The following is a 17,842-nucleotide window of genomic DNA, read 5'->3' on the forward strand; positions in this document are numbered from 1 at the left end:
ATCGTTCGACCGAAACCGATCGACGAAAACCCCTTGGTTGTTTGACTTGCTCAAACTTGTTTTATCGCTTTTCCGTTATTTCTAACGGGGCAGTTTTGCTCGTTGTTCAGTTTTCAAAGAACAATTTGTTTTTCGCAACAACGTTTCATATCTTATCACGTTGTGCTTTTTACTGTCAAGCATTTTTTTAAATCGTTCTTTCGTTCTTTCAAACGATTCCTTTATGCCTTTCAGTCCCAACCGCGTGTCTCTCTCGGCTGGAATTAGAATATACCATAGGCTTGTACGAGTATGCAAGTCTTTTTTATAAAAAAGTATAAATGATTTTCAAACCTACTCAACAGGCTCATCATACATAGACTCCTGAGGATCCATATACGCATCATAGCTGTCTTCTTCTGCTGCATTCTGAATATCTTCCGCAGTAATAAGGATCAGCTCATACCCGTCCTCCTGATGCCTCTTGAGCGCTTTTTCCTTAACGTATCTCGGACTACCTTCCGCTGCCTCTTCATCATAGAAGAGAAGCAGCCCGTCGGATTTGCGGAAAAGCAATTCGTCTCTAGCCTGAAACTGCCATGGTCCGGCGTAAGGCTGATGGCTTACCGCTCCATAATAGTCGACCTTCGAAGTGATTTGCTGGTAGTACTCCTTCTTCTCTTCATTCCATTGTTCTTCCGGATTCATAAAAGCGGTAATTATCGATAGCTTCAACTGCGGGTATTCCGCTCTAAGCTCAAGTGCTACTTCGCATACCCACAGATCAAATCCGTATTGCCCTGGCGTGATCACCCATTCCAGCCCTTCTTCGATAAGCGGAAGCAGCTTGGCTTCTATCGCCTTCTTTATAAATGGGATATGTTTATGCTTCTGGTTAAAGATCTGGAGCTCATGTGCCCGGTATCCCGTTGCAAACAACGTCTTCATAAATCCACCTCAATTCTTCATCCATTCAATATAACAGCATCGGAGGCGGAGCGTCAGAGAATGCACGTTCTGTTTCCGCGCAGACAAAAAGCCGCCTCCATCGGGAGACGGCTCTGCCACATGCATCATTATTTGTTCATCAATTGCATGAACACGGCGAGCATCTTGGCTGTTTCTTCACGAGTAGCAAAGTCTTTAGGCGCAAAGTAAACGCCGGAACGGCCTTTAATTGTTTTACCATGGATGATACCGGCTTGCTGAATGGCCTTCACAGCTTCTTTCACACTCGCTTGAATAGCGCTGCTGTCGGCAAATGTAACTGCCTTCTCATTGGCTGGAAGACTAAAGTTCATTACGCCTGCAAAACGAACCAGCATTGCTGCCATCTCTGCACGGGTAATGGAAGCCTTCGGATTAAACTTACCTCCGCCAACTCCGCTTGTAATTCCTTTATCCGCTGCCCATTGTACCGCATCTGCATAGTAATCCGTGGTGCGAACATCCGAGAACTTGCCTTCTTTATAATGGCTTAATTGACTGCCGGCAATTCGGCACAGAATTACTGTAAAGTCGGCTCTCGTAATACGAGTTTTTGGCGAGAATTGATTCGAGCTTGTGCCAGAAATAATGCTGCGTGCCGACAGATACGTGATTGCATCCTTTGCGAAGCTGGACGTTGTATCCTTGAAGGACTTCTTATTATAAGCTACCGCATAGCGGGAGAAATGAGTAACGTCAAAGCTTATCATCCCCGTTGCAGAGTTATACACGCCGGACGGTACGGTTACTAGCTCGCCGCTGTCGGAGATGTAATAGACGATGATCGCATTACGGTCTTCGCTTGCTCCAGGTGTATACGGCACCTGAACATGAACAGTGCCTCCGCCAAAGGTGGTGATGGCGCTGCCGTTTGCTTTTACCGTAAAGTCAAACACCGGATGGCTTCCTACCGCTTGAAGGAATTCAGAGCGTTTCGCTCCGGATAAGCCTGCACCCGCGGTTGCAGCATCGGATTGGCGGACGGTAATGGTAACATCATTATTTTTCGAGGCCGTTGCAAGAGACGCGATGGCTTTCGCATCAAAAGCAACCGTGCCTACACCCGCTTCAATAATCAGTTCGGATAATGCGGCATCTTTCGCCTCGGCAAAAATACCTTTCTCAAATACGACAGCTGCTTCCTTCGCTTTGCTGTCTGGTACAACCGATACCGTCAGGCTGCCAGATTGACCGGCTGCTGACTCGTTCCGCAGCTTTTTCAAAGCAGACGTGAACTGGCTATTCGTCACATTCGCATGCGCTTTGCCCGAACCATCCATAGTCACGTCGACCTTCGTCACGACATGCGCTTCGGATGAGCCGTCACCAATAATGACCGAGCCGCCTCCGTTGGAACCGCCGTTGCTTGGTTGATCCGGCGTTTCAACTACCGGGGCTACAGTTACTGTGCTTTCCGCGACAGCATAGCCGTCTGCGCTTGTTGCCGTTATAACAGCAGTACCCGCTTTAAGAGGAGTAACTTTACCGTTCTGATCAACGGACGCTACGCTCGAATTCGATGAAGACCAAACGATGCTGCTTGAACCACCGTTTGCAGGCACGACCGTAGCTGTCAATTGACCTGTCGCACCACCCGCCTTAAGGGAGAGCGACTTTTCGGCTAAGGATACCTTCGTCACATTCAGTTGATACACACCTACTTTGCCGCCTACCTCATACGCTACTAGCAGCAAAGGCTGCCCTGTTGGGCTGACCGATGCAGGGATAAATTCGATGCCTTCCGGACCGGTATCCGTGTCGAGATTCACTTTATTGTCGCTGCCTTTGTAGACGCGAGTATTCGTATAATTCGCAAATTTAGGCTGCTCCGGATTAGTGACGTCATACGTCATAAAGCCGCCAGTACGCTCCAGGCCAATAAAAGCAAGCTCTTTGCTGCCTACTTTGCCTACCTTAATGTCTTCCGGTTCCGGGCCCTTCTTCACGCTGCGGTCATCCATCGTAATTTTGCTGTTGCTCACATTGAAATAATCCGGAACACGTTCTGCGGTAATGGTCTCAAAATCATTGCCGCTGTCGTACACCTGATCCATTGTGTCTGCACTCCAGATCGAGAAGGAACGGCCGCCATACATATAAATGCCGTCATTACCCATATCGCCCGCTACTTCAATAGCATCGTAAGCCGTTGTGTCTTTGAGGAACTTATAGGCTTCCGATTCCGGATCAAGGCTGCCTTTAAGCGCACCAACCGTACTTGCGTTTACGCGGAACTCTGAAGCATCGCCTTCGTTTGCCGTAAGCAAATAGGTCTTGCCGTTTACCGTATAGGAGGCCGCTCCGTCCGGCATATACATGCCGTTAAACGGTACCGTCTCCAACTGGATCGCCCCATTGGATTGAACATCCAAAGCATTGGCAGGATCGTTGTAGTTTTTGAGGCCAAGAGCTTTAACCGCTGTCACTTTATGAGTCGCAATATCAACTACGGCAACGGCGTTGTTCTCTTGAAGGGTTACATAGGCGGTCTTGCCATCGGTGGAAAGCGTAATGTATTCCGGCTCCAGATCATAAAGCGCATCTTCCTTCGAACCGCTTGATTTGACGGTATTCGTTACGGTATCCAGGTCACCACGGATATGAACGCCGTCTTCAATGACGGACGGGTCATCAAAGTAGGCTTGTGATGAAGTCCCCGTCACGGTATCAACAACCGTAATGCTGCCTTTCGCATCTTGCGTAACCAGACGCGGCTCCGCCTCATCCGCTGTCAGGACATAACGGCCGTCTTCCGTGGATTTAATCATGTCCGGCTGCACGCCCGTTCCATACTCCGTTACATAATTCCCGTTGTAATCGAGAACAAGAATCTTGCCTGGCTTAAGTGGATCCTTCTCTTGTACGGATACAGAAATCCGTTTTGTTGTCGTATTGATGTCTACGCTGGTCAAGTCACCATAAACAAAGCCATTCGTTTCAGACAAGTCCTTTACCAGAACCGTCTTCTCCTTGGTCAATGTACCTGATGCCTGACCCAAACTTACGATCTCAAGGCTCGGAGGATTGCCTGAACCGTTAACCAGATAGAACTTGTTGTTGTCTTTATTGAATTTTACGATCTCGGCAACGCCGCCGTCTTTGTTCGTAATGCCAAGGGAGAAGCTTCCGATCTTCTCGATCGAGAGTGTATCGTCCATATCGCGCAAGGCTTGGCCAATTGTCAGCCAATACGATTTCGTAGCCGTTAAGGCAGGATTTGCGCTGTCCGTTACGGTTACCGTTACCAGAGAAGACTTGGCAGCTGCGGTTGGCGTACCGGAAATCACGCCTGTTGCGCTGTCCAGCGTAAGTCCGGCTGGCAAATTCGCAACGCTGTAGCTATATGGTGCCGTACCGCCGCTTGCAGCAACAGCAGCTGTATAAGCAGTACCGATGGTCGCACCGGCAACAGCCGTTGTTGTAATAATGACCGGCTCTATTTCAGGTGTTTCCGGTTGCTCCGGTGTAGTTACTCCCCACGGGCCATCTTCGCTGTTATGCGGGAGCGCCGCTGCCAGTTCCGCTTCTTTGCCAGCTACATTTAACGCTTCGTAATCGATTTGTTGGAAATCCGTTTTATTGTTATCCCCGTCAACGGTGGTCTTGCGGCGGATGGCTTTCTTCTTGGAGGTTCCTTCAGCAGAACCCGATGGATAAGCGGCTTCATATCCGTCGATGTCGCTTCCGTTATCATTACTTCCCGTGCCGACCATATCTACATAGCCTTCTGGCTTCGTATTGAATGGATTTGCGTTTGATGCCGCAAGCAGCGACTGATTGCTCATCAATACGACTTTCATGCCTTTATTATTAATGAATTGAGTATCCCAAGTCTGATCCGCTTGTCCGGCAAGGCTAATCTTTGCGTCCCCTGCATTAGCGGTCACATTCGCTGCAGCACCAGTAATGAGGAAGGAGGAATGAGCTTTAATCGTTCCGGTCAAGTCTAGCTTTTTCCATTCCGAAGTAATCGCACCTGTTGTCGCGCTTGTACCGCGGTCGTTATATTGCAGAGACCATCCATTAAGATTGATATCATTATCCGACTGATTATAGAGTTCAATAAACCCGTTAGAAAGATATACGCCTGTTGAGGCTGCAACGCCCCCGCCAAACACCTGATTGATAATAACATGGGGAACATTAACGCTATACTCGTTTAATGCATTGTAAGGAGTTCCCGCAATTGGCGCAGCGGCCCCGTCCGCCATTGCCACTCCTGTCCCCACAAGGGCTGTAGCGGCAATCTCGGCTGCTAGGAATAGGGATAAAAAACGTTTGCTCTTATTGATCATTTATTAGTTTCACTCCCACTTCATAGATTCTACTAAAATTGTAAAGGGAGAATGTTTTCTCAAGGTTAATGTATGATTTAAGATATTGTAAACTATTGTCATTTAAACGCTGAATAATTGGAGAATAACGCGTGGATTAAGAAAGGTCTTGCCAAGAAACACTATATGTATGTAAAATCGAGCAAGTTGCGCAAAATTTGACTTCATGCTACGGAGGGTTACAGCAAGATGAAACCACAAGAAATCGGCGTTCACGAAAGACCGCCAATGGGCCAAAGCCTCATGCTGAGCATTCAGCATTTGTTCGCGATGTTTGGTTCAACCGTACTCGTTCCAAACCTGCTTGGCGTAGACCCGGCCATCTGTCTTTTGATGAACGGTATCGGCACTCTGCTTTATCTATTTATTGTAAAAGGCAAGATTCCCGCTTATCTCGGATCCAGCTTTGCGTTTATCGCGCCGGCCGGTGCCGTAATCGGCAACCATGCTTCCCATTCCGGCGGTTATGCCGCAGCACTTGGCGGATTTATTGCAGCAGGAGTTGTCTTCACGGTTGTTGCTCTCATTATTCAAGCAGCCGGCACAGGCTGGATTAACGTCATCTTCCCGCCAGCTGCAATGGGTGCCATTGTAGCGGTTATTGGACTTGAGCTTATTCCGGTTGCAGCCGGGATGGCTGGATGGATCAAAGCGCCAAGCGCGCCAGCTGACCAAGCATGGGCCCCCGACGGGGCAGCTATTACCGTCTCGATCGTCACTCTTCTAATAACTGTACTCGGCTCCGTTCTGTTCCGCGGATTCATGCGAATCATTCCGATTCTAATCGGGATTGTGAGCGGATACGTACTCGCCTATTTCATGGGCTTTACGAACTTCGATAACGTGTCGGCGAGCAACTGGATTGCGGCACCTACGTTTACAACACCAAGCTTTGAGTGGGCAGCAATTCTGACGATTGTTCCCGCTTCCCTGGTTGTTCTTGCTGAGCATATCGGCCATCTGATCGTAACCGGCAATATCGTCAAAAAAGATCTGTCCAAGGATCCAGGACTGCATCGTTCCCTTCTTGGCAACGGGATCTCGACACTCCTGTCCGGATTCCTGGGATCAACGCCAAATACGACTTATGGCGAGAATATCGGCGTACTTGCCATTACGCGCGTGTACTCCACCTTCGTTATCGGCGGCGCGGCTGTATTTGCAATCATACTGTCGTTCTTCGGTAAGTTTTCAGCTCTTATTGCGGGTATTCCCGCACCGGTAATGGGCGGTGTATCCCTCCTGTTGTTTGGCGTAATCGCTGCTTCCGGTCTTCGGATGCTGGTCGAGTCGAAAATCGACTACAGCAAGCCAACCAACCTGTACCTGACGACTGTTGTTCTCGTAACGGGCCTCAGCGGTGCCAAAATCACCATCGGTGACTTCTCCCTTTCAGGTATGGCACTAGCAACCGTAACAGCTATTCTCTTAAGCTTGCTGTTCAAGCTGTTCGAGATCACTCGCCTCTCCAATGATTCGGAAGCTTCCGGTCATTAAAATGCAGTTATGAAAACAAAAGCCCAGCCGGCCAATGAGCCGCTGGGCTTTTGTTTTGTAATAGAACCTCACCACTAGCTTCTTTTTCTCCGCGTCATTACATCGAAGATAACCGCAATTGCAAGTACGCCGCCGCGAATCATGTATTGATAGGAAATCCCTACACCCATCAGGTTCATGCCGCTTGAGAGGGAAGCCATTACGATTGCGCCGATAATCGAACCGGTTACTTTACCTACGCCACCGGCTGCGGAAACACCGCCGACATAAGCAGCCGCGATAGCATCAAGCTCGAACAGCGTGCCTGCCGTTGTTGTCGCCGACTGCAGACGCGCAGTGAACAGAATGCCGGATAACGCGGAGAGCAAGCCCATCGAACCAAACACGATGTAGGTAATCTTTTTCACATTAATCCCGCTAAGATGCGCCGCTTCCGGATTGCTGCCCACCGCATAGATATGACGGCCGAGTACGGTGCTTGTCGTCAGGAAGTGGTAGACGACAACGACCAGAAGCATGATAATAACCGTCCAGGAGAAGCCGTTGTAGCCTGCGATAATATAAGTAATGTAAGCAATAATAGCGGATACGAAGATAAGCTTAACGGTGAACATGCCACTCGAGATAACTTCGAATTGATACTTGATCTTGTTGCGGCGTTTCGAGGCTTCGAAGTAAATAAAGAGCAGAATGACAAGCAAACCAAGCAGCAGGGACAGGAAATTCAGATCATCCAGCTTGAACCATGACGGAATATAGCCGTTACCCAGCGCATTGAAATGCTCGTCCTTAACGATGATCGTACCGGTCTTCTCCGTTACGTTAAGCAAGGCGCCCCTGAAGATCAGCATGCCGGCAAGAGAAGCAACGAAGGACGGGATACCGAGTGAGGCAACAAGAACACCGTTAAACAAACCTACAACAATACCGAGAATCAAGATGATCGGAATCGTGAGGTATACGGGAACACCGGCCTGCGAGAGTAATATCGCCGCAATGGCTCCCAGGAATCCGGCGGCGAAGCCAACCGACAAATCGATATGCCGAATGACGATAACCAATGTCATGCCTACCGCCAAAACGGCGATATATCCCGTAGCGTCGAGCAGGTTGCTAATGTTACGGGAGGACATAAACAGGCCGTCCGTAAGAATCGAGAATGTCAGCATGATGACAAACAGGGCGATGTACATTCCATATTCGCGAATATTTACTTTAAGCAATGATTTTCCTTCAGTCAGAATGTTATTGGGGCGTACATTTTTTCCTTCGGGCAGAATGTTCATGGGTGATCCTCCTAAAATGATTGCCACACAAAAGGCTTCTGAAGCCGTTTTGCGGCGATTCATGCTTCGTAAGCACAAATCTATTGCGTAGCAAACTGCATGATATTCTCTTGGTTCGCCTCTTCGATCGGAAGCTCGCCTTTAATTGCGCCTTCGGCCATCACGTAGATGCGGTCGCTCATGCCAAGAATCTCCCCAAGCTCGGAAGAGATCATAATAATGCTCATCCCTTCCGCAATCAGCTTGTTCATGATCGTATAGATCTCGAACTTGGCACCTACGTCGATACCGCGTGTTGGCTCATCTAGGATTAGCAGCTGAGGACCAACAAACAGCCATTTGCCAAGCGATACCTTCTGCTGATTGCCGCCGCTGAGATTGCCCACGATCTGTTCGATGGATGGCGCCTTTACATTCAGCGAGTTTTTATAATCGCTGGCAATCCGGATTTCCTTGTTGTCATTAATGACCCCATTCTGAGATATGCCTTTAAGATTGGCTGCAGAAATGTTGTTCTTGATATCCTGAATTAAGAACAGGCCGTCTCCCTTCCTGTCTTCGGTGACATAAGCAATACCCGCGCGGATCGCATCATTAGGATGCTTGAGCGCCGCAGGAGAGTCATTCACCAGCAATTCGCCTTGCAGTTTATAAGACTTCGGATTGCCGAAGATGCTGCGAGCAAGCTCCGTCCGGCCCGAGCCCATCAAGCCGGCTATTCCGACGATTTCTCCTTTTTTAACATGCAGATTCACATCTTTGACCACGTCTCTGCCAAGTTGAGGATCATAAGCGGTCCAGTTCTTAACCTCAAGAATTTTGCTGCCAAACGATTTGTTTGCTCTCTTCGGATAAATATCTTCGATTTCGCGGCCGACCATGTTGCGGATAATGGTATTTTCCGTTATTTCTCCCTTGGAACTATCCAATGTACAAATCGTGCGCCCGTCGCGGAGTACCGTCGCTTTGTCCGCAATAGAGATCACCTCTTTGAGCTTATGGGAAATCATAATGCAGGTGATGCCCTGCTTCTTCAGCTCCCTTAGCAGATCGAGAAGATTCTCGCTGTCGTTCTCGTTTAAGGCTGCCGTCGGTTCGTCCAGGATAAGCAGCTTTACGTTCTTGCTTAATGCTTTGGCTATCTCAACAAGCTGCTGCTTGCCGACGCCCAAGTCCTTGATCAGTACTTCGGGATTTACGTTTAGACCTACGCGCTCCAGCATCTTCTTGGCCTCGGCGATCGTCTTGTTCCAATCCACGACCGAGCCCCGTTTAATCTCGTTGCCCGCAAAAATATTCTCGTAAACCGTAAGATCCGGGAACAACGCCAGCTCCTGATAGATAATGGCGATACCGGCTTTAACGCTGTCGCTGATTTTGTGAAAGACCTGAATATCGTCTTCCAGCACAATATCGCCTTTGTACGTGCCGTAGGGATAAACGCCGCTAAGCACCTTCATCAGCGTTGATTTGCCTGCTCCGTTCTCGCCGATCAGGCAATGAATTTCGCCCTTCTCCACCTTGAAGTTCACGTCCGTGAGCGCTTTGACTCCCGTAAATTCCTTCGAGATACTGTTCATCTCTAAAATGTAATTCCTCATCGTTAATGCACTCCTAAAAGAATTTTCGCGTTCTTTGCGATAATTCTTACTTCGTAAGGATCTCCTTAAGCAAACAAATAGAGCTTTGCAAGAAAGGAATAGCAACAGACGAATCTATCGCTATTCCCAAAATGAATTGCAAAGCAATTCATACCTCGTAAGCATAATCTTTATGCTTTATTCGTTTACGATTACAGACCTGTGAAATCGCCGGCCGCGTAATAAGCCGAATCAATCAGTTTTTCCTTCACGTTGTCTTTGTTCACGACGATAACGTTTGTTTGCTTGGCTTTTACTTCGATTTTGCCGTTGTCATACGAACCGGTTGTTTGCGGATCCTTGTTTTCAAGAATATCAACCGCCATGCCCATCGCGTCCTTAACAAGCGTACGAACATCTTTGAAGACCGTCATCGATTGTTTGCCGTCGATGATGTACTGGATTGAAGCTTTTTCAGCATCTTGACCTGTTACGACATAGCTTGATACCGCGCTGTCAGTAGCAAATACGTCGGCGATCGATCGGGCCGTAGCATCGTTTGGAGCAAGGATGGCTACGTCTCCTTTCATGTCGGCGCTTGCTGCAGTCAAGTGAGTTTGTGCTTTGTTTTTCGCTTCATTTGGATCCCAGTTTGTTGTAACTTGGCCGATAATCTTGCTCATTTGGTCACGAGACAGTTCTTTTGTATCTTTCAGAGCCTCCGCTTCGCTGGAGTTGGCAATTTTGAAAGTGCCGTCAACGATCTTTGGCTGCAGAACGCTCCAAGCGCCCTGGAAGAACAAGAAAGCGTTGTTGTCTGAAGCGGAACCTGCGTATAGGTATAATGGCTGGCCGTTTCCTTTTGCGTTATCAACGAGGTATTGCGCTTGCGCTGCACCTACAGACACGCTGTCAAATGTTACGTAGTAGTCAACTGCGTCTGTTTTCGTGATCAGTCGGTCGTATGAGATAACTTTAATGCCTTCTGCTTTAGCCTTTTCTACAGCTGCGGCAGCCGCGTCGCCGTCCTGCGGACAGATAATGAGAACCTTGATGCCTCTATTAATCAATGTTTCTACGTTTTCTTTCTCTTTTGCGGAGGAGCCTTGGCTGAACAAAATTTCCGTTGTGTATTTGGAGCCTTTTAGCGCATCCTTGAAGCGCTCCTCATCTTGAATCCATCTTGTTTCGTCTTTTGTCGGAAGAACGATACCAACGCTGACTTTGCTGTCGCCTTTACCGCAGGCTGCAACTAACGCCGTGAGCAGCAGAACAACCATTAAAAGCGCAAACGATTTGAAGCCTTTTTTCATCTTCGTTACCCCTCCAATAATGTCTTTGTTCCTTACACGACCAACTATAGCACGGGCAACTCCCAATGAAAGCGCTATTATATAGCACTCTTTTATTACCGCCTAGACTTTTTTAAGCTGGGCAAAAAAAAAAGACTAGCCAGTCGAAGACCGAAGACTGGCTAGTCTTCATAACTACCTATTGCTTGGCGACGTTCTTGTAGACATCCTCGCGGGAATGGAATCCGTCGGCGATAATCGTCTCATCGATGTTGGATTTATCCACCGCTACCGGTGGCAGCAGGACGGACGGAACTTCAATCTTGCCATTATTAACAGTTCTGTCCGCACCCGTATCCTCGCCTCTGGCCAGCTTGACGGCAAGCTCGGCAGCTTTGTCTGCCAGCAGCTTGATCGGCTTATACACCGTCATCGTCTGCGTTCCTTCCACGATACGCTGGGCGGCTGCAAGCTCGGCATCCTGACCGGCTACCGGAAGTTTGCCAGCAAGCCCTTGCCCCGCAAGCGCCTGAACGACGCCTCCGGCCGTTGCATCATTAGCCGCAATGACAGCATCGATCTGGTTGTCATTCGCTTCAAGCGCATCCTTCATATTGGCCAGAGCATTAACCGGTGTCCAATCCTTTGTCCACTGATCGTACACAACGGTAATATCGCCCCGGTCGATAAACGGCTGCAGGACGTTAAATACGCCTTGCTTGAACAAATGCGCATTATTGTCGGTATCCGCGCCTCCGATATATACAAATTTACCCTTCGGAACAAGTTGGGTAATCGCTTTGGCCTGCAGCTCGCCAACGGCTTCGTTATCAAATGACACGTATAGATCCACATCGGCGTTTTTGATGAGCCGGTCGTATGCCAGCACTTTAATTCCGGCGGAATGAGCCTTCTTCACAATTGCGGCTGTGGCGTCCGCATTATGGGGAACAACAACTAGAATATCGATCCCTTGGCTGATTAAGGCTTCCGCTTGCGAGATCTGCTTCGCATCATCCCCATTGGCCGCAATAATCTCCACTTCCGCGCCAAGCGCCTCGCAGGCCTCACGGAATAAATCCCGGTCCTTCAGCCAGCGTTCCTCTAGAAGCGTATCCATGGAAAAGCCGATTTTAATCTTTCGGTCCGTCAGATCCGGAGCAGCTGCAGTTGTTGCTTGAGGCTGTCTGTTGTTCTCGCCCGTTGTCCCGCTGTTGTCGCATCCCGCCAGGATACAGCAGACAACCAGGATAGTAATGAACAGGATTGACCTTCTCCTTGCGAAGCCCAGTTTCATTTGCTTCTCTTCCTTCATCCCCATTTTTTAGCTTGAAGCCGATTTGCCAAGGAGTGTCTTGCGATATTCCGTCGGCGAGACCTCGCACATTTTCTTGAATACCTTGCTGAAGTAATTCGGGTCGTGATATCCAATCATATAAGTGATCTCTTTCAGGCTTCGCTCGGGATCTCCCATCAGCTTGATTGCCTTCTTGATCCGGCATTCGGTCAGAAAATCGATATAGTTGATGCCAAGCTGGTCTTTAAACATTTTGCTGATATAAAAAGGGCTTAACCCCACCATTCTTCCGATTGCTTCCAGCGATATGTCCTCATGGGAATGATCCGCAATATACTGTTTAATCTGCTGAATGGTATCCGGCTCAATTCGTTCATGATGCTCGGCATACGACAGCTTCATCCGCTCCAGCAGAATCTCGGACTCCACCCTCAGCTGCCTATAATCCCGTGCCTGGAGAGAGAATACCGGCGTATCAATCTCGATGCCCATCTCAAGCAATATGCGAGAAGCAATCCAGAGCAGCTCGAGTACGCGCTGCTGCGTATGCAGGAGAATGGTTCCTTCATGCTCATAGCGGCGGATGAAATCCATCAGATCGGCGTGAACCTGTTCCCATTGGCCAAGCCGAATCCGGTCAAACAGCTGCTGCTCCAGCTGCTTCGCCGGATAGCCGTCCCGCGCAACGCCTAATGCAGGAGTATCTTCATAGAAACGATATTTCACCGGAACCGACGGATCTATCGAAGCCATTAAAGCTTCCTGGTAAGACTGTCGGATCTGATCCAATGATTCATACACGCTTCCAATGCCGACAAACCAGCCGTCCTGGCCGTCAGCCTTCGCAACCGCCAGCAATTCGCGTGCCATCGTCACGGCCTGGGAACGGTAAGACCTGTCTGCCTCGGGAAAAACAATAATCGGAATTTGCCGTCCGTACATCGCGCCAACCCAGCCGCTTCCCAATTTCCTGACCTTGTCTTTAATTGCGGAATAACAGCTCTCTGCCCCTGGCGGCAGCAAGACGGTCATGGCGTATTTCTCATTGGCCGTGCGGACACCCAGCAAACCGACCAGCTCATCCAGATGAACTTCATGGACATGATCAAACAATAACTGCGTAACAATGTCCGTTTCAATGATGGGCAGCACTCTTTGCAAAGCGGTGAGTTGATGCTCGGTGGTCTGAGCCGTCTTCCTCTCCTCTTCAATAAGATCGAGTACGCGCTGTACGGTCGCCACAATCTCGGATGCTTTGCTTGGCTTGAGAAGATAATCTTTGACTCCAAGCTTGATCGCTTTGCGCGCATAATCAAACGTATCGTAAGCCGTTACCATAATGAACTTGATCGAAGGCTGGCTTGCACTGATCAGCTCAACGGCTTCGAGCCCGTTAATTCCCGGCATCTTAACATCCATCAATATAAGGTCGGGACGAAATTCCTCAGCCAGCTGCACGGCCATATTCCCGTTCTTCGCCTGCTCAATTACAAGCTCAGGCAATCCATGCCGCAGGATAGCCTTTAAACCTTCCCGTTCAATCTGCTCGTCATCCACAATCAACAGCTTATACCCCATTCTATCCGGCCTCCCTTTCCTTCGGCAGCTTCAAGATGACTTTTGTTCCTTTCCCTACTTCGCTCTGAATGGCCATGACATCCTCCCGGCCGTAATACAAGCGCAGCCGGTTAATGACATTGCCGAAGCCAATCCCCGTAGAATGGCCGTCTCCCTCTTGGCTTGAGAATCGCTCCTCCATGATTTGCGATATTTTCTCCTCCGACATGCCGCTGCCTTCATCTTCAATCTCAATGATGACGTCAGGGCCCTCATCCCGGACCCGGAACGTGATCATGCCTCCCTCTTCAAGCGGCTCAATCGCATGAATGACGGCATTCTCGATAATCGGTTGAATCGTAAGACCGGGAATCTGGACATACAGGCAGGCTTCGTCTACTTCCTCCTCAAAGCGGAGCCGTTCCGTGAATCTTGTTTGCTGGATAAAAATATACTCGCGCAATACATGGACTTCCTCATAGAGCGTAACCGGCCGGTCAAGGCGCTTAAGGTTATAGCGGAGCAGCCTCGCCACACTCGTCAGAAGGTCGCTTGTTTCGACCGAGCCTTCCAAATAAGCCTTTTTCGATAACGTATCCAGTGTATTAAATAAGAAGTGCGGGTTAATCTGACTCTGCAAGCTCCTTAATTGGCTCTCCTGCAGCAGCAGCTTGTTTTTCTGAAGCTCACTTTCAAGCTGGGCCTTATGCTGCATCTCCGAAATTAGATTGTTAATATTAATTCTCATCCGGTCAAAGGTTTTGGCGAGGAATGAGATCTCGTCATTGGCGTATATTTCGATATGGGTATCAAACCTTCCCCGCGACAGTTCGCGGGCAGCTTGCGTAAGGCGTTGGATTGGCCTGGTGATGCTTAAGGAGAACCAATAAGTAAATAACAGGAGGAGGAAGGTAAATAAAGCGAGCATCCACACCCCAAGCTTCTTGAGCTCGACAGACTGCATGATCATGCCGCGGTAGAACTGGTCATAAGTCTGAAGCTCGGTGCCAAGCAGCGTTAAGGTCATCTCCGAGATGTATTTCGACAGCCTTGTTGCTTCCGTAAAATCATTAAGCGCTTCTTCATTGTTCTTCTCGTTCAGAAGCCGAATCGAACGGTTCGTTGAATCCACCAGGCTGTCGATGAGGTTCAAATAATTCGTAAGGGTAAAATGATTGCTGTTGTTTCGTAAATCAGCGATTTGCAGCTGGGCATTCAGAAGTCTCTGCCGGTCTCCTTCTACATTCGATAGCTTCGAGGGGGTTGGCGTTTGAATGTAATTGTTAAGAGAAGTAACCAGCTGCTGGCTGGATGCGCTCACTTCATTCATTTGCAGGTAACGCTGCAGGATGTCATTGTACTGATCCTGCATTTTCTGATTGTAATAGGTGAGGATAAACCAGATGGCGACCATAATAAACAGGACAATGGCGGTAAGCGACAAAATCTTTTTCTGGACAGTATTCATGAGAGCTCATCCGCCTTCAGAAGCCGAATATCGGTGTAATAACCTTCGTATTTAAGCGGAAATGTCTCGCCCTGCAGCCACTGCACCATAAGCTGCACGCCAAGCTCTCCCATCATCTCCGGGGATTGCTCAATGATGCCGCTCATCTTCTTTTCTTTTAGCAAGGTCTTTATCTCCGGGCTGTCGTCAAAGGAATAGATATGGAACCTGCTCAGCTGTGCACGCTTGCCGATCTCCTGCACCATCGCACTGGCGTTATTCGCGGTTACGGAGACAAAAGCGGCAACCTTCGGCTCCTTATTCATAATCTCATTGGTTGCCGTGACGACCTTTTCCCTCGTGTCCCCTGCTATTACCGTAATAGGCTCAATATCCGGATAGAACTTCAATATGTTCAGAATTCCGTCGAGCCGTTTGCTCTGAAAGTCTTCCTGGCGGTCCGATACCATTAACACGACTTTGCCTTTATGTCCTAAATCTTCGGCGAGCTGTGTTCCAATCATTTGACCTGCCTTATAGTGATCAGATCCGATGTAGGTCCGCCTCAGGCTGTCCTCAATAGGAACGTCGTTGGCAATCGTGAAAATCGGAATCCCGTTCCCGGCAGCCTTAACGGTTGCAAGCTGATTAAACTCGTCCGTGTTTAGTCCTTGTACAAGAATTCCGTCTACCTTTGAGGCAATGGCGATCTCCATATTTTTCAGAAAATCCTCCTGATTTGTTCCATAGCTGCCCCATACCTCAAGCTCGGCGCCATACTTGGCTGCGGCTTTGGCCGCACCATTCTCTACCTTATCCCAAAACGGCGTATCCATCTCCTGCGTAATAAGGATAAGGCGATAACCGGATTTGTTCGCGCTACCCATATTCGAGGGGGCTGACAGATTATAGTGGAACACATGAATAAAGGAAGAGAGAGTAAATCCCAATAATATCATGCATATGGCAGATAACAGCACAATGACGAGTTTCCTCATGTGTCGGCTCCTTTGTCACAAGAACAATCTATTAAAACGCTTCCATAAATAGTTGCCCTCATCATAGCACAATAGACCTACTCAAGAAATGTAATTTTTTCGCATAAAAGAATGGACATAAAAACAACGCTAGATATATATTTTTGTAGCACTTTTGGATTAATATGTAATTAATGAATAACAAATGGTGAACAGGAAGGTGAATCTTATCAAGAAGTTTTTGACCGTGGCGGGGAAATTGATATTAAGCGGGCTGCTCCCTATTGGAGTCATGATTATTGTTGGTATTGGTTATTCGATATACGCCATAGCGACCGGTGCCAGCTTGGATGAGATCAGTAAGGTTGGCGGGGCACGCTGGACTCAGTATTTACAGACCGCATTGTTTATCGGTTCTGCTCTTGTCATGTATACATGGTTCGAACGCAAACGCGGCTGGCCGCTTGGTCTAATGCAGAAGAAAGGTTTCTCTTTCGGTGTTCAGGGCTTTTTTGCAGGAATTCTCCTTATGACCATCTCAGCTATTCTGATTCGGGCAGCGGGCGGTTTAAGCTGGAAGGCATCCGAATGGGATCAATCCTTAATCATTTCCTTGTTTGAAGGAATCCTTTTATACACCTGCGTCGCTTTGTCCGAGGAAATATTCACACGTGGATACATACAAGGATTAATCAAATTTCATTATGGAAGCACGCCGGCAATCATCGTAAGCTCAATTATTTTTGCATCTATGCACAGTATGAATCCGAATATGTACGAGACGCCGTTCCCGTTCATCAATATTTGTCTGGCAGGTATCCTCTTCGCTGTTACAAGAGAATTAACCGGCGGTCTGTGGTGGCCAATCGGCCTTCACTTGAGCTGGAATTACTTCCAAGGTTACGTCTACGGCTTTCAAGTATCGGGCACAGATCCCGTACCGGCTGTCCTCCAAGTAACCGATAACGGTCCGATTCACCTGTCGGGAGGGGAATTCGGGGCAGAAGGAAGCTATATGGCATCTCTGGTGCTTATGCTTGGAATCATTGCCGTGTACTACTTGTATAGAGGGAAAAATAAATCAAATATTCTAAAGCGCTGACTTAAAGTCAGCGTTTTTTAAATTGTTGCTCACAGGTTATACACATACAAAAAAAGACTACCTCATCTTCTGAAGTAATCTTGTACTTGTCATATGGAGCGGAAGACGGGAATCGAACCCGCGACCCTCGCCTTGGCAAGGCGATGCTCTACCGCTGAGCCACTTCCGCGTAAATGGCTGGGGATCAAGGATTCGAACCTTGGAATGACGGAGTCAAAGTCCGTTGCCTTACCGCTTGGCTAATCCCCAACGATTTTTTGTTTAATTCCATTAAAATGGGGCGATCGATGGGACTTGAACCCACGAATGCCGGAGCCACAGACCGGTGCGTTAACCCCTTCGCCACGACCGCCATATAAATCAGTGTAATTTACACCTTCAAAACTGGATGCGAATGAATGATTTCCTTAAGCTTTCCGGTTTTACACCGGGGCCCCCGCAAAGTACTCGGAATCAACTCCGAAGCATTTGCTTCACTTTTTGGGGTTTGTTGTAGGATAAGCCCTC

The 17,842-nt window shown here is 48.5% G+C and carries 11 protein-coding genes and 3 tRNA genes; 2 read left to right on the top strand and 12 right to left on the bottom strand.

Translation table 11 applies throughout. The features are described 5' to 3' along the window. Positions 1 to 333: 333 nt before the first annotated feature. Complete coding sequence (locus M3194_RS30565; RefSeq protein ID WP_251657920.1) at positions 334 to 927, bottom strand: SLOG family protein; 594 nt, start codon at positions 925 to 927, stop codon at positions 334 to 336. Positions 928 to 1,055: 128 nt separating this feature from the next. Then, positions 1,056 to 5,261: a choice-of-anchor I family protein gene (locus M3194_RS30570; RefSeq protein ID WP_251657921.1), complete on the bottom strand. Its 4,206-nt coding sequence runs from the start codon at positions 5,259 to 5,261 to the stop codon at positions 1,056 to 1,058. 228 nt (positions 5,262 to 5,489) lie between these two features. Here M3194_RS30570 and uraA point away from each other — a divergent pair, with 228 nt between their 5' ends. Beyond that, positions 5,490 to 6,797 (top strand): uracil permease, encoded by a 1,308-nt coding sequence (gene uraA, locus M3194_RS30575; protein WP_251657922.1) that lies wholly within the window; start codon positions 5,490 to 5,492, stop codon positions 6,795 to 6,797. 74 nt (positions 6,798 to 6,871) lie between these two features. Here the strand turns inward: uraA and M3194_RS30580 are convergent, their stop codons facing one another. The 7 genes from M3194_RS30580 to M3194_RS30610 form a co-directional block, all read right to left on the bottom strand. Continuing rightward, positions 6,872 to 8,083 carry a sugar ABC transporter permease gene (locus M3194_RS30580; RefSeq protein ID WP_251657923.1) on the bottom strand — a complete coding sequence of 404 codons (1,212 nt, stop codon included), beginning with the start codon at positions 8,081 to 8,083 and terminating at the stop codon, positions 6,872 to 6,874. An 80-nt stretch (positions 8,084 to 8,163) separates the two neighbouring features. After that, positions 8,164 to 9,684, bottom strand: coding sequence for a sugar ABC transporter ATP-binding protein (locus M3194_RS30585; RefSeq protein WP_251657924.1), 1,521 nt, complete (start codon positions 9,682 to 9,684; stop codon positions 8,164 to 8,166). Between the two features lie 191 nt (positions 9,685 to 9,875). Then, positions 9,876 to 10,976, bottom strand: a complete 1,101-nt coding sequence (locus M3194_RS30590) for a sugar ABC transporter substrate-binding protein (RefSeq protein ID WP_251657925.1) — start codon at positions 10,974 to 10,976, stop codon at positions 9,876 to 9,878. A gap of 178 nt (positions 10,977 to 11,154) precedes the next feature. Next, positions 11,155 to 12,252 carry a D-xylose ABC transporter substrate-binding protein gene (xylF, locus tag M3194_RS30595; protein ID WP_251657926.1) on the bottom strand — a complete coding sequence of 366 codons (1,098 nt, stop codon included), beginning with the start codon at positions 12,250 to 12,252 and terminating at the stop codon, positions 11,155 to 11,157. A gap of 27 nt (positions 12,253 to 12,279) precedes the next feature. Then, positions 12,280 to 13,830 (bottom strand): response regulator, encoded by a 1,551-nt coding sequence (locus M3194_RS30600; protein ID WP_251657927.1) that lies wholly within the window; start codon positions 13,828 to 13,830, stop codon positions 12,280 to 12,282. A gap of 1 nt (position 13,831) precedes the next feature. Continuing rightward, positions 13,832 to 15,277 carry a sensor histidine kinase gene (locus M3194_RS30605; RefSeq protein ID WP_251657928.1) on the bottom strand — a complete coding sequence of 482 codons (1,446 nt, stop codon included), beginning with the start codon at positions 15,275 to 15,277 and terminating at the stop codon, positions 13,832 to 13,834. Then, the gene (locus M3194_RS30610; RefSeq protein ID WP_251657929.1) at positions 15,274 to 16,254 is read right to left on the bottom strand and encodes a sugar ABC transporter substrate-binding protein; all 981 of its coding nucleotides are present in this window, start codon (positions 16,252 to 16,254) and stop codon (positions 15,274 to 15,276) included. The genes M3194_RS30605 and M3194_RS30610 overlap by 4 nt, the downstream gene beginning before the upstream one ends. A gap of 199 nt (positions 16,255 to 16,453) precedes the next feature. Between M3194_RS30610 and M3194_RS31535 the strand changes: the two genes are divergently transcribed. Beyond that, a complete protein-coding gene (locus tag M3194_RS31535) occupies positions 16,454 to 17,335 on the top strand; it encodes a CPBP family intramembrane glutamic endopeptidase (RefSeq protein WP_251657930.1) in 882 nt (293 codons plus the stop codon). A gap of 94 nt (positions 17,336 to 17,429) precedes the next feature. Here M3194_RS31535 and M3194_RS30620 read toward each other — a convergent pair. The 3 genes from M3194_RS30620 to M3194_RS30630 form a co-directional block, all read right to left on the bottom strand. After that, a tRNA-Gly gene (locus tag M3194_RS30620) sits at positions 17,430 to 17,504 on the bottom strand. 5 nt (positions 17,505 to 17,509) lie between these two features. After that, positions 17,510 to 17,584 (bottom strand) — tRNA-Gln (locus M3194_RS30625). A gap of 27 nt (positions 17,585 to 17,611) precedes the next feature. Next, positions 17,612 to 17,687, bottom strand: a tRNA-His gene (locus M3194_RS30630). Positions 17,688 to 17,842: the final 155 nt, after the last annotated feature.

The organism is Paenibacillus glycanilyticus, assembly GCF_023715145.1.
GTDB classification, from domain to species: domain Bacteria; phylum Bacillota; class Bacilli; order Paenibacillales; family Paenibacillaceae; genus Pristimantibacillus; species Pristimantibacillus glycanilyticus_A.